This is a genomic window from Pseudomonas spirodelae (assembly GCF_034653255.1).
In the GTDB taxonomy this organism is placed as follows: Bacteria; Pseudomonadota; Gammaproteobacteria; order Pseudomonadales; family Pseudomonadaceae; genus Aquipseudomonas; species Aquipseudomonas spirodelae.
Genome location: NZ_JAYEET010000023.1, coordinates 1 through 24941, shown reverse-complemented (window position 1 = coordinate 24941; position 24941 = coordinate 1). Strand labels below are relative to the sequence as shown.

22 protein-coding genes and 3 pseudogenes are annotated in these 24941 nt (G+C 55.8%); 15 read left to right on the top strand and 10 right to left on the bottom strand.

Translation table 11 applies throughout. The features are described 5' to 3' along the window. Positions 1-92 precede the first annotated feature (92 nt). The 3 genes from SOP97_RS07265 (at position 93) to SOP97_RS07255 (ending at position 4317) form a co-directional block, all read left to right on the top strand. The gene (locus SOP97_RS07265; protein WP_322948781.1) at positions 93-1364 is read left to right on the top strand and encodes a YeaH/YhbH family protein; all 1272 of its coding nucleotides are present in this window, start codon (positions 93-95) and stop codon (positions 1362-1364) included. After that, positions 1361-2929, top strand: coding sequence for a SpoVR family protein (locus tag SOP97_RS07260; RefSeq protein ID WP_322948780.1), 1569 nt, complete (start codon positions 1361-1363; stop codon positions 2927-2929). The genes SOP97_RS07265 and SOP97_RS07260 overlap by 4 nt, the downstream gene beginning before the upstream one ends. A 143-nt stretch (positions 2930-3072) precedes the next feature. Then, a complete protein-coding gene (locus tag SOP97_RS07255) occupies positions 3073-4317 on the top strand; it encodes a multifunctional CCA addition/repair protein (RefSeq protein WP_322948779.1) in 1245 nt (414 codons plus the stop codon). Here SOP97_RS07255 and folK read toward each other — a convergent pair. Together folK and folB are read right to left on the bottom strand one after the other, a co-directional pair. Then, positions 4314-4850 (bottom strand): 2-amino-4-hydroxy-6-hydroxymethyldihydropteridine diphosphokinase, encoded by a 537-nt coding sequence (gene folK, locus SOP97_RS07250; protein WP_322948778.1) that lies wholly within the window; start codon positions 4848-4850, stop codon positions 4314-4316. The genes SOP97_RS07255 and folK overlap by 4 nt on opposite strands. Further along, entirely contained in the window at positions 4841-5197 is a 357-nt protein-coding gene (gene folB, locus SOP97_RS07245) for a dihydroneopterin aldolase (RefSeq protein ID WP_274089056.1), read from the bottom strand. The genes folK and folB overlap by 10 nt, the downstream gene beginning before the upstream one ends. A gap of 73 nt (positions 5198-5270) precedes the next feature. Here folB and plsY point away from each other — a divergent pair, with 73 nt between their 5' ends. Next, positions 5271-5840, top strand: coding sequence for a glycerol-3-phosphate 1-O-acyltransferase PlsY (gene plsY, locus SOP97_RS07240; RefSeq protein WP_274089057.1), 570 nt, complete (start codon positions 5271-5273; stop codon positions 5838-5840). Between the two features lie 26 nt (positions 5841-5866). On the opposite strand, the gene tsaD is transcribed toward plsY, so the two are convergent. After that, positions 5867-6892, bottom strand: a complete 1026-nt coding sequence (tsaD, locus tag SOP97_RS07235) for a tRNA (adenosine(37)-N6)-threonylcarbamoyltransferase complex transferase subunit TsaD (RefSeq protein WP_274089058.1) — start codon at positions 6890-6892, stop codon at positions 5867-5869. A 204-nt stretch (positions 6893-7096) separates the two neighbouring features. Here tsaD and rpsU point away from each other — a divergent pair, with 204 nt between their 5' ends. The 3 genes from rpsU (at position 7097) to rpoD (ending at position 11352) form a co-directional block, all read left to right on the top strand. After that, the gene (gene rpsU / locus SOP97_RS07230; RefSeq protein ID WP_003290642.1) at positions 7097-7312 is read left to right on the top strand and encodes a 30S ribosomal protein S21; all 216 of its coding nucleotides are present in this window, start codon (positions 7097-7099) and stop codon (positions 7310-7312) included. A gap of 139 nt (positions 7313-7451) precedes the next feature. Further along, a complete protein-coding gene (dnaG, locus tag SOP97_RS07225) occupies positions 7452-9437 on the top strand; it encodes a DNA primase (RefSeq protein ID WP_322948777.1) in 1986 nt (661 codons plus the stop codon). A 67-nt stretch (positions 9438-9504) separates the two neighbouring features. Then, positions 9505-11352: an RNA polymerase sigma factor RpoD gene (rpoD, locus tag SOP97_RS07220; RefSeq protein WP_274089060.1), complete on the top strand. Its 1848-nt coding sequence runs from the start codon at positions 9505-9507 to the stop codon at positions 11350-11352. Positions 11353-12122: 770 nt separating this feature from the next. On the opposite strand, the gene SOP97_RS07215 is transcribed toward rpoD, so the two are convergent. From SOP97_RS07215 to SOP97_RS07205, 3 genes are all read right to left on the bottom strand, one after another. After that, complete coding sequence (locus tag SOP97_RS07215) at positions 12123-14561, bottom strand: hypothetical protein (protein ID WP_322948776.1); 2439 nt, start codon at positions 14559-14561, stop codon at positions 12123-12125. A 96-nt stretch (positions 14562-14657) separates the two neighbouring features. Next, positions 14658-15578, bottom strand: coding sequence for a restriction endonuclease (locus SOP97_RS07210; RefSeq protein ID WP_322948775.1), 921 nt, complete (start codon positions 15576-15578; stop codon positions 14658-14660). A 38-nt stretch (positions 15579-15616) separates the two neighbouring features. Continuing rightward, complete coding sequence (locus tag SOP97_RS07205; protein ID WP_322948774.1) at positions 15617-16387, bottom strand: nuclease-related domain-containing protein; 771 nt, start codon at positions 16385-16387, stop codon at positions 15617-15619. Between the two features lie 226 nt (positions 16388-16613). On the opposite strand from SOP97_RS07205, the gene SOP97_RS07200 reads away from it, so the two are divergent. Next, positions 16614-16865 carry a helix-turn-helix domain-containing protein gene (locus SOP97_RS07200; protein ID WP_322948773.1) on the top strand — a complete coding sequence of 84 codons (252 nt, stop codon included), beginning with the start codon at positions 16614-16616 and terminating at the stop codon, positions 16863-16865. Continuing rightward, positions 16865-18061, top strand: a complete 1197-nt coding sequence (locus tag SOP97_RS07195; protein WP_322948772.1) for a type II toxin-antitoxin system HipA family toxin — start codon at positions 16865-16867, stop codon at positions 18059-18061. The genes SOP97_RS07200 and SOP97_RS07195 overlap by 1 nt, the downstream gene beginning before the upstream one ends. A 24-nt stretch (positions 18062-18085) precedes the next feature. Here SOP97_RS07195 and SOP97_RS07190 read toward each other — a convergent pair whose 3' ends face one another. The 3 genes and pseudogenes from SOP97_RS07190 to SOP97_RS07180 form a co-directional block, all read right to left on the bottom strand. After that, a complete protein-coding gene (locus SOP97_RS07190; RefSeq protein WP_459349892.1) occupies positions 18086-18460 on the bottom strand; it encodes a DUF7079 family protein in 375 nt (124 codons plus the stop codon). Further along, a pseudogene (locus SOP97_RS07185) lies at positions 18457-18657 on the bottom strand (hypothetical protein); the annotation flags it as partial. The pseudogene SOP97_RS07185 and the gene SOP97_RS07190, both read right to left, overlap by 4 nt. Before the next feature lie 178 nt (positions 18658-18835). Continuing rightward, positions 18836-19240 carry a hypothetical protein gene (locus SOP97_RS07180; RefSeq protein WP_322948770.1) on the bottom strand — a complete coding sequence of 135 codons (405 nt, stop codon included), beginning with the start codon at positions 19238-19240 and terminating at the stop codon, positions 18836-18838. Between the two features lie 214 nt (positions 19241-19454). Between SOP97_RS07180 and SOP97_RS07175 the strand changes: the two genes are divergently transcribed. Then, positions 19455-20699, top strand: a complete 1245-nt coding sequence (locus SOP97_RS07175; RefSeq protein ID WP_322948769.1) for a hypothetical protein — start codon at positions 19455-19457, stop codon at positions 20697-20699. 302 nt (positions 20700-21001) lie between these two features. On the opposite strand, the pseudogene SOP97_RS07170 reads toward SOP97_RS07175, so the two are convergent. Beyond that, positions 21002-21250, bottom strand: a pseudogene (locus SOP97_RS07170) (N-6 DNA methylase); the annotation flags it as partial. Between the two features lie 562 nt (positions 21251-21812). Here SOP97_RS07170 and SOP97_RS07165 point away from each other — a divergent pair. From SOP97_RS07165 to SOP97_RS07150, 5 genes and pseudogenes are all read left to right on the top strand, one after another. Then, a complete protein-coding gene (locus SOP97_RS07165; protein ID WP_322948768.1) occupies positions 21813-22814 on the top strand; it encodes a tyrosine-type recombinase/integrase in 1002 nt (333 codons plus the stop codon). Between the two features lie 395 nt (positions 22815-23209). Then, positions 23210-23473, top strand: a complete 264-nt coding sequence (locus SOP97_RS07160; protein WP_322948767.1) for a hypothetical protein — start codon at positions 23210-23212, stop codon at positions 23471-23473. A 52-nt stretch (positions 23474-23525) separates the two neighbouring features. After that, positions 23526-24188 (top strand): 3'-5' exonuclease, encoded by a 663-nt coding sequence (locus tag SOP97_RS07155; protein ID WP_322948766.1) that lies wholly within the window; start codon positions 23526-23528, stop codon positions 24186-24188. Continuing rightward, positions 24185-24421 carry an HAD domain-containing protein gene (locus tag SOP97_RS20360; protein WP_411912040.1) on the top strand — a complete coding sequence of 79 codons (237 nt, stop codon included), beginning with the start codon at positions 24185-24187 and terminating at the stop codon, positions 24419-24421. Before SOP97_RS07155 ends, SOP97_RS20360 begins: the two co-directional genes overlap by 4 nt. Positions 24422-24658: 237 nt before the next feature. Next, positions 24659-24941: pseudogene (locus SOP97_RS07150) on the top strand (IS21 family transposase); the annotation flags it as partial.

Genomic DNA, 24941 nt, shown 5'->3' with positions numbered 1-24941 from the left:
GCCTGACGCTTCAGCTGCCGGCGCTGCAGAGCACGCAACTATATGGTTCTGCAACGACGGCACTTGATACCTGCAGTGCACGGAGGGCAGTGATGAGCCATGTGATCGACCGACGCCTGAACGGCAAGAACAAGAGCACGGTGAACCGCCAGCGCTTCCTGCGGCGTTACCGTGACCATATCAAGAAGGCCGTGGAAGAGGCGGTCAGCCGCCGCTCCATTACCGACATGGAGCACGGCGAACAAATCAGCATCCCCGGCCGCGACATCGACGAGCCGGTACTGCATCACGGCCGCGGCGGCCGCCAGACTACCGTGCACCCCGGCAACCGCGAATTCACCACCGGCGAGAAGATTGCTCGCCCGCAAGGCGGTGGCAGCGGCCAGGGCGCCGGCAAGGCGAGCAACTCCGGCGAAGGCATGGATGAGTTCGTCTTCCAGATCACCCAGGAAGAATTCCTCGACTTTATGTTCGAGGACCTCGAGCTGCCCAACCTGATCAAACGCCATCTGACCGGCAGCGACACTTTCAAAAGCGTACGCGCCGGCATCAGCAACGAAGGCAACCCATCACGCATCAATATCGTCCGCACCCTACGCTCGGCCCACGCCCGACGTATTGCCCTGTCCGGCAGCAGCCGCAACAAACTCAAAGCCGCCCAGGCCGAACTTGAACGTCTTAAGTTGGAGCAGCCGGACAACTTGGGCGACATCCAGGCGCTTGAAGAGGACATCAGCAAACTGCGCGCCCGGATCAAGCGTGTGCCGTTTCTCGACACTTTTGACCTCAAGTACAACCTGCTGGTCAAACAGCCAAACCCCAGTTCCAAGGCGGTGATGTTCTGTTTGATGGACGTCTCCGGCTCGATGACCCAATCGACCAAAGACATCGCCAAGCGCTTCTTTATCCTGCTGTACCTGTTCCTTAAGCGGAACTACGAAAAAATCGACGTGGTGTTTATCCGCCACCACACCAGCGCCAAGGAAGTCGACGAGGAGGAGTTTTTCTATTCGCGGGAAACCGGCGGCACCATCGTCTCCAGTGCACTCAAGCTCATGCACGAGGTCATGACCGAGCGCTACCCGATCAACGAATGGAATATCTACGCCGCCCAGGCGTCGGATGGCGATAACTGGAATGACGACTCCCCCGTATGCCGGGACCTGCTGATCAATCAGATCATGCCGCTTGTGCAGTACTTCACCTATGTAGAGATCACCCCGCGCGAGCACCAAGCGCTGTGGTTCGAGTACGAGCAGGTCAGCGAGGCATTTGCCGACACCTTTGCTCAACAGCAGCTGGTTTCTGCAGGTGATATCTACCCGGTATTCCGCGACCTGTTTCAGCGGAGGCTTGCCACATGACCCATACCCAAGATAAACGGCGCCAACCGATCTCCACAGGTTCAGAGTGGACCTTCGACCTCATTCGCCAATATGACCGCGAAATCGGCCGACTGGCCGAGCGTTACGCACTGGACACCTACCCCAATCAAATCGAGGTGATTACCGCCGAGCAGATGATGGACGCCTACGCCTCGGTCGGCATGCCGCTGGGCTATCACCACTGGTCCTATGGCAAACATTTCCTCAGCACCGAGAAAGGCTACAAGCGCGGGCAGATGGGCCTGGCTTACGAGATCGTGATCAACTCCGACCCCTGCATCGCCTATCTGATGGAAGAGAACACCATCTGCATGCAGGCCCTGGTTATCGCCCATGCCTGCTACGGCCATAACAGCTTCTTCAAGGGCAACTACCTGTTCCGCACCTGGACTGATGCCAGCTCGATCATCGATTACCTGGTGTTCGCCAAGCAGTACATCATGCAGTGCGAAGAACGCCACGGCATCGATGCGGTGGAGGATCTGCTCGACTCCTGCCACGCCCTGATGAACTACGGTGTGGATCGATACAAGCGCCCCTACCCGATTTCCGCCGAAGAAGAACGGCGGCGCATGAAAGACCGCGAAGAGCACCTGCAAAAGCAGATCAACGACCTCTGGCGCACCATCCCGAAAAGCGCCAGCAAAGGCGGCGAAAAGGACGACAAACGCTTCCCTGCCGAGCCGCAGGAAAACATCCTCTACTTCCTGGAGAAGCACGCGCCGCTGCTGGAACCCTGGCAGCGCGAGATCATCCGCATCGTGCGCAAGATCGCCCAGTACTTTTATCCACAGCGCCAGACCCAGGTGATGAACGAAGGCTGGGCGACGTTCTGGCACTACACCCTGATGAACGACCTGTACGACGAAGGCCTGGTGACCGAAGGCTTTATGATGGAGTTTTTGCAGTCGCACACCAGCGTGGTCTACCAGCCGCCGTTCGACAGCCCCTACTACAGCGGCATCAACCCCTACGCCCTGGGCTTTGCCATGTATCGCGACATCCGTCGCATCTGCGAGGAACCCACCGAAGAAGATCGCCGCTGGTTCCCGGAGATTGCAGGTAGTGACTGGCTAAGCACCCTGAAATTCGCCATGACCAGCTTCAAGGATGAGAGCTTCATCCTGCAGTACCTGTCGCCTAAGGTAATCCGCGATCTCAAGCTGTTCAGCATTCTCGACGATGATCAGAAAGACGAACTTTACGTCCCGGCGATCCATGACGAACCCGGCTACCAGCAGATTCGTGAAACCCTGGCCGCGCAGTACAACCTGGGTAACCGCGAGCCCAACGTACAGATCTGGAGCATCGACCGCCGCGGCGACCGCTCATTGACCCTGCGCCACCAACAGCACGACCGCAAACCACTGGGCAACTCCACCGAGGAAGTGCTGAAACACCTGCACCGCCTGTGGGGTTTCAATATTCATCTGGAGATGTTCCAAGGCGATCAACTGATCGGCACCCAGCACGTACCGCCGCAGCATGAAACGGCACAAGGCAGCGACTACCCGCGCCTCGACCTGATGATTCCGCCCATTTGAGCATTAGCGCCGCTTTATCCGGCGCCCCCACCTAAGCGCCGCAGCCGGCCGGTACACTGAGCGTACGCCCAGTGCCCGGCCAAGGCGCCAACCAGACAGCCGCACCATCCAGCCGTTATGCTTTGCACAACGGAGGATTAGTCATGCAGATTTTTAAAGTGGGCGGTGCAGTGCGTGATCGCCTGCTCAACAGAGACATCAGTGAAATCGATTGGGTGGTGGTCGGTGCCAGCGCCGAACAAATGCTCGAATTGGGCTACCGCCCGGTAGGCGCAGACTTTCCGGTATTTCTACACCCGCAGACCGGCGAGGAGTACGCCCTGGCCCGCACCGAGCGCAAAAGCGGGCGTGGTTACGGCGGTTTCACCTTCTTCGCCAGCCCGGACGTGACACTGGAAGAAGACCTAATCCGCCGCGACCTCACGGTAAACGCCATGGCCGAAGATGACCAAGGCAAGCTGATCGACCCCTATGGCGGCCAGCGCGACCTCGACGCTAGGCTGCTGCGCCATGTCTCCCCGGCCTTCGCCGAAGACCCCTTGCGCGTGCTGCGTGTGGCCCGCTTTGCTGCCCGCTACGCCCCACTGGGCTTTACGGTCGCGGCAGAAACCCTGGCGCTGATGCGTGAACTGAGCGAGTCCGGCGAGCTAAGCGCACTGACGCCCGAGCGCAGCTGGAAGGAAATATCCCGCGCCCTGATGGAGCCGCGCCCAGATGTGTTTATCCACGTACTGCGCGACTGCGGCGCCTTGCAGGTCCTGCTGCCCGAAGTCGACACCCTGTTCGGCATCCCGCAGCCCGCAGCCCATCATCCGGAAATCGACACCGGGAAGCATGTGCTGAGCGTGCTGCGCCAATGCGCCGAACACCAGCAGCCGCTTACCGTACGCTGGGCGTGCTTGCTGCACGATGTTGGCAAGGGCCTGACGCCCGAAACTGAATGGCCGCGGCATATCGCCCATGAGGTCAAAGGCTTGAAGCTGATCCGCGCGATCAACCAACGCTGCAAAGCCCCCAAGGATTGCCAGGAACTGGCCCTGCAGGTCGGTGAATTCCACACCCACGGTCATCGCGCCCTGGAGCTGAAGGCGTCGACGTTGCTGAAGCTGCTGCAAGGCTTCGATGTATTCCGCCGCCCGCAACGCTTTGAAGAGTTTATCGCGGCCTGCGAAATGGACGCCCGCGGGCGCCTCGGCCTGGAGCAACGCCCCTACCCGCAGGCCGACTACCTGCGCGCTGCTATGCAGGCAGCCCGAGCGGTAGCTGTGCAACCTCTGTTGGCGCAAGGGTTCAAGGGGGCTGAGTTGGGTGAGGCGTTAAATCGCGAGCGGCTGAATGCACTGACTGCATTCAAAGCCGACTACACCGCGTCGCCATCGCAGCACTAGGCGGCGGGGTAAGCCTCAAGCAACGGCGCCGGGGTTAACGGCTGGCCACGCCAGCTGAATGCCACCGGCCACAGCTGCTGCTCAATCTGCGCGCCCTGCCAAAGCTCGGCAAAGCTGCGCTGCTGCCCGGGGTGCAACACATCCGGCACCAGCAACGACAGGGGCCAGAGCACAAAGGCATTCCTCAAGATTTCCGCACGCGGCAGAATCAGGCCGTCGTAATTGCCGACTAAGTCGCCATACAGCAAGACATCGATATCCAGCGGCAAGCCTTTGCGCTCAGGCGCATAGCGACCGTTGTCGGCCTCGATAAACTTCAGCCGCCGATCTAGGTCCGCCAGCGACAGCTCGCTATAACCGGCCACCACAAGATTGAAGAACGGTCCGCTCTTGATGCCGACCGCCTGGCTTTCGAATACTGGCGAGCAACGCATCTCGCGCAACAGCTCCGCCAAGGCCTCGAGGCCGGCATGCAAGTGCATTTCGCGCTCGATATTGCTGCCCAGCCCCAATAAAACCCGAGTTAGCGACATCCGCGCTCGATCTCCACGCCGACACCACCGCTGGCCGCGGGTACCGCACCGGGCTTGGTCAGCTTGAGGCGCACCCACGGGATGTGGAATTCGCTCATCAGCACCTGCACCAGGCGCTCGGCAAAGGTTTCCACCAGGATGAATTGCGACTCACTGGCAAACGCCTGGATACGCTGTGACACACAGGCGTAATCCAACGCTTTTTCCAATTCATCACCGGCCGCAGCGGGACGGTTATCCCAGCCCAGGTACAGGTCCAAGCGCAAACACTGACGAATGGTCCGCTCCCAGTCGTAGGCGCCAATCACTGTGTCGACTTCCAGACCCTCGATAAAAACTGTGTCCAAGCACGCTCTCCGCGGCACGACAAGGCTGTCGCACCTAGTTAGAATCAGGGCTCCCTTGCCCGGAATGGATACCATGTTTTGGCTGCTGGCGACCCTCGCCTACCTGCTCGGCTCGTTGTCCTTCGCCATTCTGCTCAGCCGCCTGGCCGGCGGGCCGGACCCGCGCGCCAGTGGTTCGGGCAACCCCGGTGCGACCAATATGTTCAGGCTAGCCGGCAAACGCCTGGCTGTCCTGACGCTGCTCGGCGACCTGCTCAAAGGCCTGCTACCGGTTGTGATCGCCAGCCTGCTCGGCTTCAACCTGCAGCAGCAAGCCTGGATCGGCTTGGCCGCCGTTATCGGCCACCTGTACCCGTTGTACTTCAACTTCCATGGTGGCAAAGGCGTCGCCACAGCCGCAGGCATGCTACTGGGCCTTTACCCACCGGCAGCCTTGCTGGCGATTACCGCCTGGTTGCTTACCTTTATTCTCACCCGCACCAGCTCACTGGCTGCACTGATTGCCACGCCGCTGACCTTGCCACTTTTAGCCTGGCAACAACCGGCAGCCCTGCTCCCCGTCTGTGTACTGACGGGATTGATCGTCTGGCGACATCGCGGCAATTTACGCGATCTGTTCGCCGGCCGTGAGCGGCATTTCTAAATCGGCCAACCGAGCCCAGCCAGCATTTACAGCGCCGGCAGCTGCTCCATCGGCCAGCGCGCCTGCACCTTGATGCTCAAATCTTCGTGCTGCCCCGCCAGCAAACGCTGGCAGCCGGCATAGGCAATCATTGCGCCGTTATCGGTGCAGAATGCCGGGCGGGCGTAGAACACCTCGCCCTTCAACTCGCCGAGCATTTTCTCCAGCGACTCGCGCAACGCACGGTTGGCACTCACACCGCCGGCGATCACCAGATTATTCAACCCGGTTTGCTTGAGGGCGCGCTTGCACTTGATCGTGAGGGTGTCGACCACCGCCTGCTGAAATGCCAAGGCGATGTCGCAGCGGGTCTGCTCGGAGTTATCACCCGCCGCCTGGCATTGCTGCCACGTATTCAGGGTGAAGGTTTTCAGGCCACTAAAACTGAATTCCAGCCCCGGGCGATCGGTCATCGGCCGCGGAAATTTGAAGCGCCCAGGCGTACCGCTCAGCGCTAAGCGAGCAATCTCCGGGCCACCTGGGTATTGCAGCCCCATCAGCTTGGCCGTTTTGTCGAACGCCTCACCGGCCGCATCGTCCAGGGACTCGCCCAGCAACTGGTATTGGCCGATACCATCGACGCGCACCAGCTGGGTATGACCACCGGACACCAATAAAGCGACGAACGGAAACGCCGGCGGTTGCTCTTCCAGCATCGGCGCCAGCAAATGGCCTTCCATATGGTGCACACCGAGCGCCGGAATATCCCAGGCGAACGCTAACGCCTGCGCACAAGAGGCCCCTACCAGGAGCGCGCCGACCAGGCCGGGACCCGCCGTGTAAGCAATCGCGTCAATATCAGACGCAACCTTGCCGGCCTCATCGAGCACTTGGCGAATCAACGGCAGCATGCGTTTGACGTGATCACGCGACGCCAGCTCCGGCACCACACCGCCATACACGCGGTGCAGGTCAATCTGGCTGAACAACGCGTCGGCCAGCAGCCCCCGCTTGCTGTCATAGAGCGCGACACCGGTTTCGTCGCAAGAGGTTTCCAATCCCAGAACCAGCATGGGCAGTGCCTTTGTAGTAGAGTGTGCAACTTCGAAGGCGCGCATGATAAGGGCGGCTACCGCACGCCGGCCAGCGCTTTTCGATTAGAGGCTTTGCATTCCTCGCGATGAGGCGGTAACATCCGCAACCCTTAAAAACTACGTTCTCCAGCGTCATCTGCCAGGAGTAACGTTACCACCGGTAATAAAGAAGGTACGCCCTGGATGCCAGCCGTCAAAGTTAAAGAGAATGAACCCTTCGACGTAGCTCTGCGTCGTTTCAAGCGCTCCTGTGAAAAAGCCGGTGTTCTGGCTGAAGTTCGCAGCCGTGAATTCTATGAAAAGCCAACTGCAGAGCGTAAGCGCAAAGCAGCTGCTGCTGTTAAGCGTCACGCCAAGAAAGTGCAGCGCGAGCAGCGCCGCAGCGTTCGCCTGTACTAATCAGTACAAGCAGCGCCTGATACCCGGCTTCGGCCGGGTTTCGCTTTTAGACTCCGCGTAACCTTCGGGCGACGACGGAGTCTTTTAGTTTTTGCCCCTACCTGTTCTGCCTCGGCGCATAACAGTATTCTGAGCGCCTATGGCCGGCCTGATCCCACAGTCCTTTATCGATGATCTGCTCAACCGCACCGACATCGTCGACGTGGTGGCCTCGCGCGTCCAACTGAAAAAAGCCGGCAAGAACTACACCGCCTGCTGCCCGTTCCACAAAGAAAAGACCCCCTCGTTCAGCGTCAGCCCGGATAAACAGTTCTACTACTGCTTTGGCTGCGGCGCCGGTGGCAACGCCTTGGGCTTTGTCATGGACCACGACCAGCTGGACTTTCCCCAGGCCATCGAGGACCTGGCCAAGCGCGCCGGCATGGAAGTGCCACGCGAGGAAGGCGGACGCAATAACAAGCCACGCCAGCCCACCGACTCACCGCTTTACCCGCTACTGACGGCTGCCGCCGAGTTCTATAAACAGGCCCTGAAAAACCACCCGCAGCGCAAAGCGGCAATCGACTACCTGAAAGGCCGCGGCCTCTCCGGCGAAATCGCCCGCGACTTCGGCATGGGCTTCGCCCCGCCCGGCTGGGACAACCTACTCAAGCACTTAGCCAGCGATAGCCTGCAACAAAAGGCGATGATCGACGCCGGCCTGCTGATCGAGAACGCCGAAAGCGGCAAGCGCTACGACCGTTTTCGCGACCGCATCATGTTCCCCATTCGCGACAGCCGTGGCCGAGTGATCGCCTTCGGCGGCCGCGTATTGGGCGACGAAAAACCGAAGTACCTGAACTCCCCGGAAACCCCAGTGTTCCACAAGGGCCAGGAACTCTACGGCCTGTTTGAAGCGCGCAAGCACAACCGCGATCTTGACGAGATCATGGTGGTTGAAGGCTACATGGACGTCATCGCCCTGGCCCAGCAAGGCTTACGCAACGCCGTCGCCACCCTCGGCACCGCCACCAGCGAAGAACACCTCAAGCGCCTGTTCCGCGTCGTACCGAGCGTACTGTTCTGCTTCGACGGCGACGCAGCCGGGCGCAATGCCGCTTGGCGCGCTCTGGAGGCTACCCTGTCGAGCCTGCAAGATGGCCGCCGCGCACGCTTCCTGTTCCTGCCTGACGGCGAAGACCCCGACACGCTAGTGCGCAGCGAAGGCACCGACGCCTTTCGCGCCCGCATCAATCAGCACGCCCAACCACTGGCCGACTACTTCTTCCAGCAACTCAGCGAAGAAGCTGACCCGCGCTCACTGGAAGGCAAAGCGCACCTGATGACGCTGGCCGCACCGCTGATCGATAAGATTCCCGGCAACAACCTGCGCATCCTCATGCGCCAGCGCCTGAGCGAGATCACCGGCCTCTCTGCGGACGCCACACCGCCGCCCACTCCGACCGCACGCAGCAACCAACCCAGCCACAGCAGCGCACCGCCCAGCGACTATCCGGATTACACCGACATCCCCGATAGCGCCTATTACGATGTCGAGCCGAGCCGCAACGAATACGAAAACCCCAGCCCGACGCCACAACTCGAGCGCAACAACGGCAAGGGCAGCAAGGGCAACTGGAAGAAAGATGGCGGCAAGTGGAGCAAAAAGGGCCAAGGCGAGTTTGCTCCGCGCGCACCCCGCACCGCAGTCAGCGTCGAGTCGCCACACCTGAGCGCCCTGCGCACCCTGCTGCATCACCCGCAGCTGGCGCAAAAAGTCGAAGATGTCAGCCACTTCGCTGCCGAAGACGACACCTACGCACAATTGCTGGTCGCCTTGCTGGGCGCACTACAGAAGAGCCCGAACTTGCGCTCACTGCAGCTGATCGCGCGCTGGCACGGCACCGAACAGGGCCGCCTGTTACGCGCCCTGGCAGAAAAGGAATGGCTAATTTCAGCCGACAACCTTGAACAACAGTTTTTCGACACTATAACTAGTTTGGTAGCCCGCCAACGCGAGCGCAGCTTGGAACATTTGCTGCGCAAAGCCCGTCAAAGTGAGTTGAGCGCAGAAGAGAAAGACCAGCTGCGCAACTTGCTGAGCCGTAATGCATCACCAGTAATCCCAAGCCCAACTGGCGCTTAGGGGAACTACTCGGGTATAATCCGCGGCTTGTTTTTTGCCCGCCAAGACCTTCAGTGGATAGGGTGTTATGTCCGGAAAAGCGCAACAACAGTCTCGTATCAAAGAGTTGATCACACTGGGTCGTGAGCAGGGTTACCTGACTTACGCAGAGGTCAACGACCACCTGCCGGAAGATATTTCTGATCCGGAGCAGGTGGAAGACATCATCCGCATGATTAACGACATGGGGATCAACGTATTCGAGGTTGCGCCAGATAAGGATTCTCTTATGCTGGCCGACGCCGACACCGACGAGGCTGCCGCTGAAGAAGCCGCTGCAGCGTTGGCGGCGGTTGAGACGGATATCGGCCGCACGACGGACCCGGTACGCATGTATATGCGTGAAATGGGCACCGTAGAATTGCTGACCCGCGAAGGCGAGATCGAAATCGCCAAACGCATCGAGGAAGGCATCCGTGAAGTGATGGGCGCTATCGCCCATTTCCCCGGTACTGTCGACAGCATTCTTGCCGAGTACACCCGTGTCACCACCGACGGTGGCCGTTTGGTTGAAGTCTTCAACGGCTATATCGACCCGGACGATGGTATCGCCCCGGCCGAAGCAGCCGCACCTGTCCCCACCACAGACGGCGACGCTGACAAAGACAGCGACGACGACAGTGATGACAGTGACAGTGACGAAGAGGAAGAAGAAGGCGACGGTGGTCCGGACCCTGAAGAGGCTCTGCGCCGCTTCACCGCGATTGGCGAAGCCCTTGAAGCCGCTAAGAAAGTACTGAAGAAGCATGGCCGCAACAGCAAGCAAGGCATTGCCGCGCTGAAAGAAATGGCCGAGCTGTTCATGCCAATCAAGCTGATACCCAAGCAGTACGAAGCGCTGGTTGTACGCGTTCGTAGCTCTCTTGAGCGCCTGCGCGCCCAAGAACGCGCGATCATGCAGCTCTGCGTTCGTGATGCACGGATGCCGCGTGCGGACTTCCTCAAGCTCTTCCCAGGCAACGAAGTTGACCAGGAATGGGCCGCTGGCCTAGCCAAAGGCAAAGCCAAGTACGCAGAAGCCATCGGCAACCTGCAAGGCGACATCCAGCGCTGCCAGCAAAAGCTTTCTGCCTTGGAAGCCGAGTGCGAGCTGACCCTGGCTGAAATCAAGGACATCAACCGTCGCATGTCGATCGGTGAGGCCAAGGCCCGCCGCGCGAAGAAAGAGATGGTTGAAGCCAACCTGCGCCTGGTGATCTCGATTGCCAAGAAGTACACCAATCGTGGCCTGCAGTTCCTCGACTTGATCCAGGAAGGCAACATCGGCTTGATGAAAGCGGTAGACAAGTTCGAATACCGTCGCGGCTACAAATTCTCGACTTATGCTACCTGGTGGATCCGTCAGGCGATCACTCGCTCGATCGCCGACCAGGCCCGCACCATCCGTATTCCGGTGCACATGATCGAGACGATCAACAAGCTCAACCGTATTTCCCGACAGATGTTGCAGGAAATGGGTCGCGAACCGACCCCGGAAGAGCTGGGCGAACGCATGGAAATGCCTGAGGACAAGATCCGCAAGGTATTGAAGATTGCTAAAGAGCCGATCTCCATGGAGACCCCGATCGGTGACGACGAAGACTCGCATCTGGGCGACTTCATCGAAGACTCGACCATGCAGTCGCCAATCGATGTTGCCACCGTAGAGAGCCTTAAAGAAGCGACTCGCGACGTACTCTCCGGCCTCACCGCACGTGAAGCCAAAGTACTGCGCATGCGCTTCGGCATCGACATGAATACCGACCACACCCTCGAGGAAGTTGGTAAACAGTTCGATGTAACGCGTGAGCGGATTCGTCAGATCGAAGCCAAGGCGCTGCGTAAGCTGCGCCACCCGACGAGAAGCGAACACCTGCGCTCCTTCCTCGACGAGTAACACCAAAACCCCCGGCCCTGCCGGGGGTTTTGCATTCTGGGCAACTACTCCAAACACCTAAGCACAACACCCCTCCTCGCCGTCCAGCACACGAGCTAACGCAAGCTCGCGCTTTCGGCCGACCTCCTTGGCGACTGGCGTTAATAGCAGCCAAACAGACATGGCGATCTCGCAACCACACCAATGGGACTGCATCACAAGCCTGCCAAACGCTAAGGCCTCAGTCAGGGGTAGAGGAAACTCGACCAGAGTGGGCGCTGAGGAGGTATGTGCGGGAACGGCATTCAGCTTCAGTGACGAGCAATAGAGTGACCCAAAAACCTTTTAGCGCAGAAAAGAAAAAGGCCAGCTCGAAGGCTGGCCTAACTCTTTGTTTTCTATGGTGGGCCCACACGGACTCGAACCGTGGACCAAAGGATTATGAGTTACCTAGAAACGCTGCAAGCCCAGTGAAATCGTGCGTAGCTTAGCGCAGGTACAGTTAGTTGAAAGTAGCGTGATTACTGGTGTTGAGCGTAATTTGGCGAAACGGATACAAGCTGGGCACTGTACTGCTGGTGTACTGTTTTTTGTACCGCGAAACGGCCAAAGCTTAGCCGCTTCATGCGTTTGGCTAACAGCTCTCGGCTCACGGAAGCATCAGAGAGAATAAACCTTTCTCCTATTACCACTTTTCTCGCGAAGTCGCATGTATGCCATCACCCCTTGCGAGCAGACGGCATACACTTTTTACTTCTTGGAAAGGCGCAAATTAAAGAGTATTTCTTACGTTATCGACCATTTGTATTGACCGCTTTTTTGACATTTTCAAATGAGTTACTTGCTTCGTTAACGGCCTCTATGAAGTCCCAGTAGTTTGGCCTGTTTGAAAGAGCTGTCCATTGTGTGGTGAGGTAGTTTTTGAAAGTTGATGCTCTTTTGTACCGAGCATCTATTGCTAATGAATTGACGTCTTCTTTCAGCTGGTCATTAATCTCTTGATCAAGAATCGGGGTGTCGAAAACCATGGCGTCAAGATATGTAAAAGTCCCGATCCAGCGTTTAAGATGATATGCGCCGATTGTGGTTATTCGGAATGATTCCGGCATATCTCCGATTAATGCACCATTTGCGTCTTCTTCGAATGTTATACGTTGCGATGTTTCTATTAATTTTTTGTTTGTGCATCTTCTGAGCGCGTTGGATATTTGCTCTGCAGTATATCCGTGGTTCTGTAGTTCTTCGGTCAGTGTCGAAGATGAGCAGAACCCGTCATTGTCCCTATGTCTTCCTTGTGTGTTTAGGAAGGCTATGAGTATAGGGACTATAAAATGTTCACCAGTATCAGCGCTAGATACATCGAATATATTCATTGCGATGGATGTGTCTGGGTTGTAGTGGGAGTAGTCTCCCAAAAGTGCTGATTTAGTGAATTCGTGGAGTGGGATTCTATATCGTCCTTCTTCTCCCATGATTCTTATGATCTTCTCTGCGTCAATATTTGGACTGCCAATAAATCCGGTCACGAACTCAATCGCGCTTCGGATGTTTCCTCCCGTGATGTTAGATAGAAATTCATAAAGCTCAGAGTTTTCAGATAGTGAAGAGACTAACGCCTTGAGGAACATGGCTAGGTTCCCGGCGTTAATTTTTACATAATTCATAGTTTCTATCGGAATGTTCCCTTCGGCCATTCCTAGGGCAAAAATCAATCTCTTTTGAATGACTGTGTCTATTCTTGGTGGTGATATGGTAAAGACTTTATGTGGATAGGCGGAAAGTGCTCCGGATCTCTTTGATTTGAAGAAGGTTTGCGGTCTGACTGATATGAATACTGTCGCGCTCCAGTCTTTGGCTAACTCTTGGGATATGATGAAAGCGCCTTGTTGGATGTCATAATCACGTTGGTCTGCATTATCTAAAGAGATAATTATTTGGCGTTGAGTGGATTTTGAATAGGCATTTATTGATCGCTTTAAGTGCTGGTCTTTTTGTTTTGTCTCGATTTCAAGCATCTCAAATAGTTTTGTTTCATACAGGGCGGGGTCGCTCTCTCGCTTGGCACCCCAGAGCCCTGTTGAAAAGCGATGTATTTCTGAAGCGTAGATGCCTTTTATGAATTTATATGAATTAACATCTATTTCATAAACTTTTAATAGTTGGCTTTCTATTTCGTTTAGTACGTACGTTTTTAAGTCGTCAGTCAGTGCTGCTTTTGAACCAAGGTCAATGTATATATAGATTGCGTTCTTGAACTCTTCTTGGGCGCTATTGTACATCAAGTTTTTGACAAACGAAGTTTTCCCAACACCTACATCGCCGAGCAGCACTATCGGTCTTCTAGTGATGGCTTCCGAGAGGATGTCAGGTGAGAGATTTACTCCTCTCTTTTCTTTTATTGGTGATATGTGTGGGGTTGGTTCGTCTATTTTAAATAAAGATGCATATCTGGCTTCGAGTATATTTTTGCTTAGCAGTGCATATTTCGATAGTGCTCCGCTCTCGCAGTAGCATTCAGAAAAAAATCTTTTCTCGATTTCACTGGACTCAATAATGTCTTGTAAGAAAAGCTCGGAGAGTTGGCGTAGTGTGGATTGTAGTTCGCTTGTATATCGGATGGTCGGATAGTTTGTTAGTTTTGATGAAAGTTTGTTTGGTACTGTGCTTTTTCCTAATGTGAGGTATCTGTATATGTTTTTTTCTTTAACGCCCGCTGGCGAAAGAATTTGCCAAGCAATGTGAAAGTTTTCTTTCAGGTGGGCGAGACTCGTAAAGACAACGGCTTTCCCATCGAAAATGGAAATGCCATCTTGCCGAGATGCCAAGAAAATTATGTACTGGTGACCATTGCTAACTATTGCAAGAGGTACTCCGCGCTGGCTGCAGTATTGATGTGCTTGCTTTATAGCGTCAGATGCTTCGTTGCTTATGCGAATTAATGACTTTAGGTCAGTAACAAGATTCTTGGGGAGCCCCGCTGGTATTTCGAATGTTCTACCCTCTCGTTTGGCTTCGAGAATGGCAATTCTTGGTTTCCCAAGTTCATAGTCGCTAAATGTACCATCTTCTGATTTTTCTACTTGCGATGCCTGTCTATCCCAGTTTAAGCAGTCGAATAAAATTTTGTCTATAATATGGAATCTAGTTTGGGCTTCATTCATGTCACTGTCTGTTGTCAAAGAAGAAATCAGCTCGTCTAGAGCTTCTTCTCCCTCACTAAGTGAGATCATTTTTTCGTCCTTAAACGTGTAATTTATTTCCCCGAGAAATTCGATTCCGGGTTCTGGATAAGTTCTGGAAAAGGTGAGGGGCTATTACTCGCAAAGTTACTCCTCATCGAAGTAGTCGCTATCCAGCTTTGGCAGTTTGAGTAAACGCGACGTAACACCAACCTCGTGATCCATCATCAGGTTGACCAGCCGAGTGCCATCAACCAGCACCATGCCTTCTACGGAACGTGAGAAGTCGATTGCCTGTGCTGTAAAGCCTGATGTGGTAATAAAAACGCCGCGCTTGGCTTTCTGTCCGGCGAGTGCGCCATAGAAGGCCTGTAACTCTGGGCGGCCAACAGTGCCTTGCCAGCGTTTGGCCTGGACGTAGACTTTTTCCAGGCCGAGTTTGTCGAGTGAGATCACGCCGTCGATACCGCCATCACCGCTGCCGCCAACACGCTGCAGATCGTTGCGGCTAGCGCCGTAGCCAAGGCTGTGCAGCACATCCAATACGATGACTTCAAAGCGGTTTGGACTGACTTGCAGGAGGTTATCCAGCAGGTCTGCAGCCGTTGCTTCGCGCAGTTCACTCAAAGCCTGCTCCAAACGATCATCAGGGCTGACAGTGGCTGAGCTGGCGGCAGGCGCAGGATGTTCTTGCCCGTCGAGTGGGACAGCATCAGTCGGGGTCTTGAGTTTTACATTCATAAAGCCGATGGCGAGCTGTTCGACTTTATCTGCAGTCAGCGGGTAGGGATGCTGCGCGGCATAGGCAATGCCAGCGTCAGTCAGTTTCCAGTAGCCACGCTTGGCGCTGCTGGACAACCCGGCGCGCTTAAGGCGGTCATGTGCCCAGCCTGCGCGGTTTTTGTAGGTGGCCTGGCCGCTGGCAATCAGCTCTTGGCGCTGTGCTTCCGAGAGGTTCAGCGAGTCGGCAGAGGCCTCGTGGGCGTCACGTGCTGTCGCACCTTCGGGCGTTGCGGCCAGGTAGCGCAGGATCGGCTCAATAAACTGGTCGTAGGTTGGGACGGACATTGCGACTCCAGGCGCAGGATTGATGTTTGGGCCGCGTGCTAAAGGCTTTGCATGGTTTTGCATTTGGGGAAGGTTGTACAGCTCCAGAATTGTTGGCCGACATTGGCCCCTGTTTTACGGGTGCGAATAACTAGGGCGCTGCCGCATTTCGGGCATTGCCGCTCGGCTGTCGGATCACTTCTGCGTTTAAGGTTTTGCACGTGCTCACGGTGGGTGGCGAGAGTCGGCGCGCGGCGGCCGGTTTGCAGGGCATGTAGCATGGCGTCGACTTCAGCCTCGCCAAATACCTGCTGCTGGAATGACTTGATATAGCGGATAAAGCCAATGCCTTGGGTCACGTTGGCCGGCACTTCGGTTTTAAAGGTGCTGCCGCCGACAAAGGTGATGACCGAGTGCAGGCGCTCGGGATTAACGCCAAGGGTCGCTTCAAGCGCTTTGAGGTGTTTGTAGTTCTGCCGCAGCGGGTTCTGGAATTTAAACGTGCGCTTGTAGAGCTTTTGCGTCCACTGCTCCTGCTTCTCGCTGCCGAAGATCCAGCCACTCATGTTCTTCGTTTCCAGCACAAAGATGCCGTAGGGCGAGAGGAATACGTGGTCGATCTGCGTGGTGCCGTCGGGCGTGTTCAGCGTTACGTTATGCAGGCGGCGGTAGGTTTGCTTATCCAGCTGCAAGTGAGCGAACAGGCGCACCAGAAGCTCGCCTATATAGCCCTTGGCCCAAGGCGACTTGAGCAGGCCGATCAGCAATACGCCCGGGATAAACCAAGCCAGCATGCCCCAGACCTGGGCGATGACAGGGGTGAAGTCCATTTCTCAACCTGCAGTAATCCTGAGTTAACCGGATAGTACCGAAACTAAGCGTAATTGGACGAACGTATTCAACGGCGACATTCGGCTTATTGCGTGAGCCGAATAGTCAGGCTATTCGGCTCACAAACCCCTTAGCGCTTCCGCGGCTGAGTATCCGCTACGGCGTTGATTTTCTGCCAGGTCAGGTATACGTTACATTCAACCAATTAAGTAACGTATTCATGACATGGACTATTCCCTAATCACGCAGCGCCTCGGCGATCAGCTTCGGCAGCGCCGCTGCAATCGCGGGTTGACTCAGGCCGCGCTGGCTTCACTGGCTGGCATCACTCGGCAAAAGGTTATCGCTATTGAGAAGGGCGACCTCTCGGTGGGGATGATGGCCTATGCACGCGTACTGGCGGCCCTCGACGCTGAGCTCACTGTGGTGTCGGCAGCCATGCCCACGCTGGATGAAATCCATGGAGTATTCGATTGATGCCGGCCGTGCTGCAGGTTGCAACACCACAAGGCGAGAGCGGGAAGATCCTCACCAGCGCCGGGGACTACCTGTTTCGCTACCACGAGGATGCCAAGGCGCAGGCAGCGATCAGCTTGCTGATGCCGGTGCGCCTGGATGAATACCGCCATCGGGAACTGCATCCCATTTTCCAGATGAACCTGCCGGAAGGCTACGTCCTGGAGCAGTTGCGTAATCGTTTGGCCAAGGTGACGAGCGTTGACCCAATGCTGCTGCTGGCACTGTCTGGCAGTAGTTCGCCTATCGGGCGGGTAGCGGTCAGTTCGCCTGAGGTCGATGCGCTGCTGGCACGTCAGCAGTTCCCTGGCGAAAAGCTGGAAGAAATCCTGGCCTGGGATGGTGCCGAGGATATTTTTGCTGGCCTGGTGGATCGTTACATCCTGCGCGCCGGTATATCGGGCGTGCAGCCCAAGGTACTGGTGCCAGAGCATCAGGATTCCGCGCCACAGCGCTTCACCTCGAAAACCTCTGACTTGATCATCAAGAGCGGCCGGAATGAGTTTCCGGGGCTGGCGATCAATGAGTACCTTTGCATGTCCGTGGCCAAGGAAGCGGGCATTGCGGTGCCGGAATTCTATCTGTCCGCCAACGCCAAGCTGTTCGTGATGCGTCGCTTCGACCGCGATGAGCAGCTGAACCCGATCGGCTTTGAGGACATGGCGGCACTGATGGGGCTGGCAGCGGAGCAAAAATACAGCAAGAGCTATTCGGCTATCGCCAAAGCTATCCGACTGTACTGCCCGTCCGAGCAGGTGCAGGGTTCACTGGCGCAGCTATTCGCCATGGTTACCTTGAGCTGCATCGTCGGCAACGGCGACGCTCATCTGAAGAACTTCGGGCTGCTGTATTCCGACCCTGCCCAGCGCGATGCACGGCTCGCACCTGCCTACGATATCGTCAACACCACGGCCTACATTCCAGAGGACGTATTGGCGTTGGATCTTGTAGGCAATAAGTCGCTCTTTGCCTCGCGCCAAGGGCTGCTGGACTTCGCTAAGGTCTGCGATGTGGCGCATCCAGAAGAAGTGATCCGCGAGCAGTTGAGCGCGCTGGAACGGGTACTGGCTCGTTCGACCGAGTTATGCGAGCGGGCACCGCATGTGGTCGCGGCAATCAGGCACAGTGCGAGCCCGTTTATAAGAACTTTCGGCTAGCGATTCGGCGTTTGCGGGAGCTGCTCATTTGCCAGCGTCGGCCGCGCTTTGGCGATCTAGCTCGCGCTCAATGCTCAGCCACTCATCCTTGAGTCGATAACGAAGGTAGGTCATGAAGGCCTGATCGCGCAGGCGGCGAAAGGTCGAGCCGCGGCGGGCTTCCTGAGTGCTCTCGATAGCCTCGGTGAGCCAGGCGTTGTCGAATGCTGTCCAGATCGGTGGGATGGGGGCCTGCAGGTTGGAATAGCAAACGGGAGCCACTTCCTCGAAGAACGCGACCTCTATCGTGGCGAGGTCAAATCCTGCCAACTGCCGAGCGATGGAGCTGTAGTCGACTTCGTTGTCGACGAAGGCATCCGATAGCGCTGCCCACAAGCGAGTGCGCTTCTCGCGCGTCAAAATACTTGCCACTTGGAAAACTCCTCAAGTTCGTCATCCAGGGCGTCTGCTGCAACCCCACCTGCGATCCCGCCTACTGCTCCACCCGCTAGCACCAGGGCGATGGCGCAGAACGGGGCGCCGGGTCCACAGATGAGCGAGAAGCCAAGGCCCGCGAGAATACCGCCTGCTGCACCGCCACCGATGATCATGCCTTGCTATGGGTATGTGATGACGAATCTGCGCATTGACCGCCGCGTTACTCAACAACGAATTTTGTATGGGCACTCGTAGTCGGTTGCTTGGGGTCGGCTGACTAAGAGGTCTGCGGGCGTGGGTTCAGCCAAACCTGAATGTACTGCGCCCGATTACCCAGGGCTGGAAACGAAGATCAACTCAGAAACGATAATCCCAGCCGATTGCCGGGCCCTGCAGAGTGGCATCGAAGATAAAGTCTGATGAGGTGTAATCAACCTCTACCCTGCGGTAGGCCAGTAAGAGAGCGCTTTGATCAGTTAATTTGTAGCCAAGTGCGCCCATTAAGTCAGAGCTGAATCTAGAGCCCACATCAAAACCACCAACCATGGCCCACCCGGTGAAATAGGTCCGTTCGCCAAGGTGATAGGTGCCTTTTAGGCCAATAACTGGATCCACCCAGCTTTCTTTGTCACTGCCATCTACCGAAAACAGAGTGCCCAGGCTGACATTTATATCGGTGTTCAAGCCCCAATAGCGGGCGCCACCCACAAGATCGATGTAACCCCATTCGTCTTCTAAGGCACGGTACTGACCTGCCAGCATGAAGGTGTGAATCGCCCCTAGGAACGCTTTGATCCCAAGTGCTTAACCTTTTCTCAGTCTGGAAAGGTTGCCCGATTTCAATCGGAGCCTGTGCGCTCTAAATCAACGGACTCTAAACCACTCGCCGGGACTTCTCACATGGCAAAATTGGGTAAACGTAATTGGCGAATGGCAGCCGGCACGGTCCCCATTCCCTTGGATTCGAGGGCCAGCAATGCTTGCAGAACTTCAGGAAATTGACTTCCCAGAGGTATACGCCAGGTTCGTTGACCTCTTCCCTGACAAACCGTGGTTGAAGGCCACTTCTCAGCTTCAAATGCAACTCAGGGCTAACCCCCTATCCGCCGAGAGGATTGAGTCCGCCTTCATGATTGCTTATGGGCTCAGTCATTTTGAACGCGGCGGCATGTCCATCTTGGGTAGTGAGGTTTGGCCATCAGTTCAGTTGGCTATGGGGTTTGCAGCCCAGGTCTGCGGTCTGGTCAGCAAAGCCCTAGACGAGAGGGGCAGGAAAGCCTATCTGGGACGCGTGTCCGGAGCCTTTGCAAACCCAATCGATATGCGAGCACTGCGGTTCGAACACCTCACGGCCATGACCCTGCATAAGCGAGGGGCCCAGATCGAGTGGCCAGACGAGAGTTCCGGCGATGAGACGTTCGATATCCTGGCATCCACAGAAGGTTTTTTATCGTTTGAGGTCGAGTGCAAATCATGCTCCGCGGACAAGGGGCGCCCAATCACCGAATCGGAGGCTAGCGAGTTCCTCTATCGGATGATGCGTGAGCTCACCTCTGTTCTCGGCCCGAAAGAGCTAATGGCCTTGAAGGTTCGGGTCCCCAAAAGGCTTCCTACCTCCCATAAGGCCTTAGACACGCTGGTCGCAGAAGTAATGGCTGCTATTCGTGACGGGCAGGGCTCGACTGAGTCCGGCGCACTCTTGGCGTTTAGCCGGATGATGACTCCTGATGATGTGGCTGATCCTCAAGCCTTAACTCATCTGGTTAGTGGTCTCGCAGCTCGTGAATGGGGTGACCTCGAAGGTCCGCGAGCTTACTTTATTGGGGGCAGCACTCCCTCTGGGTTCTGTATTGAGGTTTGCAGTGGTCGGAAGCTCCAGATACTCGATGCCATGTCGAAGACTGCAAAGCATGCGGTGCGGACACAAATGACTGGAACACGACCAGGGTGTCTGGTGCTGAGACTGGAAGGGCTGAATCGAGATGAGCTCACGCAGCTCGCGCAAGAAGTACCCAATCCCTTGGCGTGGTTTGCCACCCACGTCCTCAAGGATGAGAGACACGAGCATCTCGCGTGTTTGGCGTTCATAAGTGATGAGGAGGCCACTCGATTGTCTGAAAGCACGGTGACTGCCCAAAGCAGCTCATACTTTTTTGACAGTCCTGTAGGTCGGTATCCCAACCTCGGCATAGGAAGGACTTTTCTAAGCGGCACATCCTAGCGCTCTCATTGGGGGACCTGCTCGTAAGCTCGGCACGACGACGATGCAGCTCCACCTGCTGATCATCCTCATGGGGTTTTGTCGTCTCTGGGAGTCCGGGGCTATTCACTTTGCCCATATCCTGCCGTAGTCAGATCCTGCTCAAATAAAGAGTTCTGAAGTGAAAAGGCGCACCTCGAATGGCTCGGCTGAGCTCAAAACAGTGATTTCCAGTACCCGAACAGTCAACGGCTCACCGCCGACAAAACTTACGGTAGTGGCTCACGCTTAATTGCTCTCCCTCGCGGCACTACTCATACAGCCTATTTAATTCGATATTTACTCCGGCTGTACTTTACGCGATGGAGCCAGTTTGAAGCCCTCTGGCACAGGCTTAAATTTTGCGCTGTCGCAGCGCGGCCGTGGGAGGGCTCTGCTTTGGAATGCGCGCAGCGATTATAGGCGTCGGCGGCGATGAGGAAGCCGGCAGTGCCGGCGGCCGGGTCATGGATGTTTTCGCCGGGTTGCGACCGGATGCAGTTGATGATGCTGTCGATCAGCGGGCGTGGGGTGGCCATGGCATTGGCCTACTCAGTGCCCAGCATTGACTGGGCAAGACTGTAGGGGATATTGGTCTACTGGGGTGGGGTAGGTTTAGATTTTCGTGTTAGAAAAATGGCACGGTGACTTCGCGATCCTAAGCATAGTTATGCCAAGTAATGCGTATTCATGAAAAACAACGCGATGAAAAGCAAAACAAGAAGTTTTATTGAGTAGGTATGCCTGTTTATGACTGGCTTATCTATTTTCGTAGATTCTTTGCTGCTGATTCGGGTCAAGGGGTTTGGTGCGGCCCGCAGTCTTGCGAGGACTCGCCCCCCTTTACGCGAGGCGGCGGTATATATCCTTAATGCACTCCGGGGGCCAATTCATTGGCCCCCGGAGCTGCCCAACGGCGAGTGCATATAGTTGAGTGGATCGTGAAAATAGGCATGGTCTGCCGATTATTTTCGACCGGTTTTTTTCGGTCGAAAATAAGTCCGTTTCGAAGTTTATCGGCGCAGCCGACGCGAGTAGAGTGGACGCAGGACACGTAGCGAGCGCTTCGAAACGGGGGCAAGCAAGGGGGGTTAAATGCGCAAATCTGCTAATACAGATAAAGGTGCTCTCAGGCAGATAGCACGGGCCATCGTGGATCGGCCTCTGAAAGATTCAACACTTGCCGAGTACAAGCGAGTGGCTGATCGAATAGGCGACCTCAGCTGGTATGAGTATGCGATTAACCATCACCTCACTAAGCGCTCAGCGGTTGTAGCGCGCTATGCGTGGCGACGAGCAACAGCACAACGACTGCTGAACGTATTGAGCGCCATTGATCGTGAGGACGACCCCGATGAGAAGCGTAAGCTGCGTGATAAAATGGAACTTCACGGCAGAAACCTACAAACGTCACAGCCCAGCTATGAACCATTTACTGCAAATAAAACCAAGAAACAGTCTAAGCGCGCCAGTTTGAAAGGGCTGCCCTCTGATTGGCGTGCTCAGCTTTTCCTCAGCCTAAAGCCATCAGATCAGCTGAAGGCAGCTGTTTTGATTCTGAGTGGGTGCAGGCCGGCAGAGCTCAAGATGGGCGTATGTGTTCAGCGTGATGGAGAAGCATTTAATTTTAAGATTCAAGGTGCAAAGGTTTCCGAATTGACAGGCGCGGGGCAGCCAGAGCGTATGTTACGCATCAAAGCGGAGCCAATTCTGGGCAAAGTAATAAACGATCATCTTCTAGAAATGATTTCCGCGCACGGCGACGAAATAACTATCCAGGACGCTGATCCGAATCGTGCTTTTGAAAAGCGACTGAGTCGTGCAGGCCAAAAGGCCGGGTTGTCGAAAGTTAGCCCTTACTCATTACGTCATCAGTTCAGTGCTGACCTGAAGGGGGAGGCCGAACCTGATCAGGTCAGTCTTGCCCTCGGGCATGTTTCAGTAAAAAGCCGCAAACATTACGGCCACGCTAATCAGCGTCGATCGACAACCGGGGGCGTGCTCCTATCTGTTGAGGCCAGTCGAGAACTTCGCGGAGTGGCGAGTAAATATGACCACGCGACTTACACTCCCTCGAGCGATTTTTTAACCCCTTAATAACAGGCCTGCTCATGCAGCCCTGCCGGGGGCTCCCCGAGGGTCATTCTGTCCCACGGGGCTAATTAAAGCCGGAGCATGGAAGCCAGTGTGGAACTGAATGACCATGAATAGTGACAGGCTCAAGCGCAGAGCCTTTCGTGCTGGCAAGGTTACTTCGATTTAGCCGGCGGGTAATTACCGCGACCACCACCAGACTTGTTTCCCCTTTGGCTTGGCAGGTTCGGCACCACCGGGCGTGGTGCTGGATGAGGGTTAGGTCGACTTAGGTTCTGTGGTTGTTTGCTCATGGTTTTCTCTCTAGAAATTAATAGACTGAAACCCGTTTCGAAATCTCCAGCGCTGGCAGTACCCGTTATGCCAAAGGCTACTACGCAGATGACTGGACGTATTTTTTGGAGCGTTGGGAAAAAGAACATTCTGAGTTGCTTGAGCGCCTGGCAGATCAGAGAAGCCTTAAGCGATCATGGGGTTCGTTTTTTGACCTGCCGAAAGCCGATCCCGACTACCTGCCTGCTGATCGAGGCACACGCGCCGACACTGAAGTTCGGCTGGTCATTGCTGATTTTTTCCTGAAAACCGCCCGTGGTACGCCCACCGCTCAACAGGTATTCGACGCGCTTATTCCCCCGGCTCGTTGGGAAATACCCGCACAATAAAATGCTTACAGATTTGCTGATTGAGCAGGAGTATTTGAGCGTGGAAACTGGAATGAACCCGTTATTGATCATCGACCTCGAAGCGACCTGCGAAAAAGAACCTCAACCTAGCTATCGCTATGAAATCATCGAAATCGGCGCCTGCTGGGTGTCGCCAAGCTGTGAGGTTCTGGATACGTTCAAAACCCTGGTACGCGCCGACCAAAAACTCAGTGAGTTCTGCGTTGAGTTCCTCGACATCACCCAGGCCGAAGTTGACGGGGGGGTGAGCTTCCCAGACGCCGCCGCCGCGCTGGCAGAATTTGCCAACCGTTACCCTGGAAAAACGTGGGCCAGCTGGGGTTTTGGCGACCTGAAAATAATCGAGCGCGACTGCGCTTATCACGGAGTCGAAAACCCGCTAGAGGACTGGGCGCACCGCAATCTGAAGCTCGAATACCATGACGCAAAACCGAAGCCGAAGAAGAAGGTTCAACATGTGGGGATGAAGCGGGCGATGGTTGAGCTGGGTATCCAGCAGGATGGCGCACACCATCGCGCGCTTCCTGATGCCCTCAATATTGCCAAGGTCTTCGTCGAGCGGGTACGCCGCGAAAGCTGGAAAACCGACTTTGATGCGCGCAAAAATGCAAAATTCGCAGCGAACATGGTGCTGATGGAGATCGATAAGCTGGATATCGACTATCCCCGTCCGCCCCCCGAGGGGGACGAATGACCGCAAAGAAGGTTGTTGTTTTCCTAGATTTCGACGGGGCACTTCACCCCGTTTTAACGCGCGCCGACTTACCTGCAGTCGAGTCACAACCGTTCTGCTACTTGCCACGGTTCGCCCAGGTAATGCGCGATTTCCCAGATGCCGAAATCTTCATTAGCAGAACGTGGCGACTTGACCGGAATCTTGAGCGGTACGTGACCACTTCCCGCCAGATACCCGCATTGCATTTGTAATGGGTGAGCGAGTGTTTTTAGTCGAAACGCCCCGCCGTCAATCGCTATGTCTACTGATTATGCCGCTTTATGTGCACTTCCAGCAGACATAAACCCTCAAAAGCGCCGCGAGCTGTTGCCGCTGACCGAAAACTGACCCAGTAGAGGCTGTTCTGCCGACTGAAAACTGACCCAGGTGTTCAACTGCTTCTGCTCAATTTTTGAGCAGGAGAACACAGGGTGATCAGTATGGAAATGATGGGCAAAATTCGCCGGATGTATTTCCGCGACAAGCTGTCGCTGCATGAGATAGCCAAGCGCACCGGGTTGGCGCGCAACACGATTCGCAAGTGGGTCAGAGCACCTGAGGCCAAGCCGCCGGTCTACCAACGCCGCGCGATCTTCAACAAACTCAGCCCTTTTCACGCCACGCTGGAGCAGGCGCTAAAAGCCGATTCGCTGCGGCCCAAGCAACAGCGGCGCAGTGCCAAGGCGCTGTTGGCGCAAATCAAAGCCGAAGGTTATGACGGTGGCTACAGCC

Coding starts and splice junctions, on each gene's coding strand:
- SOP97_RS07265 (WP_322948781.1), top strand. CDS start 93: ATGAGCCATGTGATCGACCGACGCCTGAACGGCAAGAACAAGAGCACG.
- SOP97_RS07260 (WP_322948780.1), top strand. CDS start 1,361: ATGACCCATACCCAAGATAAACGGCGCCAACCGATCTCCACAGGTTCA.
- SOP97_RS07255 (WP_322948779.1), top strand. CDS start 3,073: ATGCAGATTTTTAAAGTGGGCGGTGCAGTGCGTGATCGCCTGCTCAAC.
- folK (WP_322948778.1), bottom strand. CDS start 4,850: ATGTCGCTAACTCGGGTTTTATTGGGGCTGGGCAGCAATATCGAGCGC.
- plsY (WP_274089057.1), top strand. CDS start 5,271: ATGTTTTGGCTGCTGGCGACCCTCGCCTACCTGCTCGGCTCGTTGTCC.
- tsaD (WP_274089058.1), bottom strand. CDS start 6,892: ATGCTGGTTCTGGGATTGGAAACCTCTTGCGACGAAACCGGTGTCGCG.
- rpsU (WP_003290642.1), top strand. CDS start 7,097: ATGCCAGCCGTCAAAGTTAAAGAGAATGAACCCTTCGACGTAGCTCTG.
- dnaG (WP_322948777.1), top strand. CDS start 7,452: ATGGCCGGCCTGATCCCACAGTCCTTTATCGATGATCTGCTCAACCGC.
- rpoD (WP_274089060.1), top strand. CDS start 9,505: ATGTCCGGAAAAGCGCAACAACAGTCTCGTATCAAAGAGTTGATCACA.
- SOP97_RS07215 (WP_322948776.1), bottom strand. CDS start 14,561: ATGATCTCACTTAGTGAGGGAGAAGAAGCTCTAGACGAGCTGATTTCT.
- SOP97_RS07210 (WP_322948775.1), bottom strand. CDS start 15,578: ATGTCCGTCCCAACCTACGACCAGTTTATTGAGCCGATCCTGCGCTAC.
- SOP97_RS07205 (WP_322948774.1), bottom strand. CDS start 16,387: ATGGACTTCACCCCTGTCATCGCCCAGGTCTGGGGCATGCTGGCTTGG.
- SOP97_RS07200 (WP_322948773.1), top strand. CDS start 16,614: ATGGACTATTCCCTAATCACGCAGCGCCTCGGCGATCAGCTTCGGCAG.
- SOP97_RS07195 (WP_322948772.1), top strand. CDS start 16,865: ATGCCGGCCGTGCTGCAGGTTGCAACACCACAAGGCGAGAGCGGGAAG.
- SOP97_RS07180 (WP_322948770.1), bottom strand. CDS start 19,240: ATGCTGGCAGGTCAGTACCGTGCCTTAGAAGACGAATGGGGTTACATC.
- SOP97_RS07175 (WP_322948769.1), top strand. CDS start 19,455: ATGCTTGCAGAACTTCAGGAAATTGACTTCCCAGAGGTATACGCCAGG.
- SOP97_RS07165 (WP_322948768.1), top strand. CDS start 21,813: ATGCGCAAATCTGCTAATACAGATAAAGGTGCTCTCAGGCAGATAGCA.
- SOP97_RS07155 (WP_322948766.1), top strand. CDS start 23,526: ATGAACCCGTTATTGATCATCGACCTCGAAGCGACCTGCGAAAAAGAA.
- SOP97_RS20360 (WP_411912040.1), top strand. CDS start 24,185: ATGACCGCAAAGAAGGTTGTTGTTTTCCTAGATTTCGACGGGGCACTT.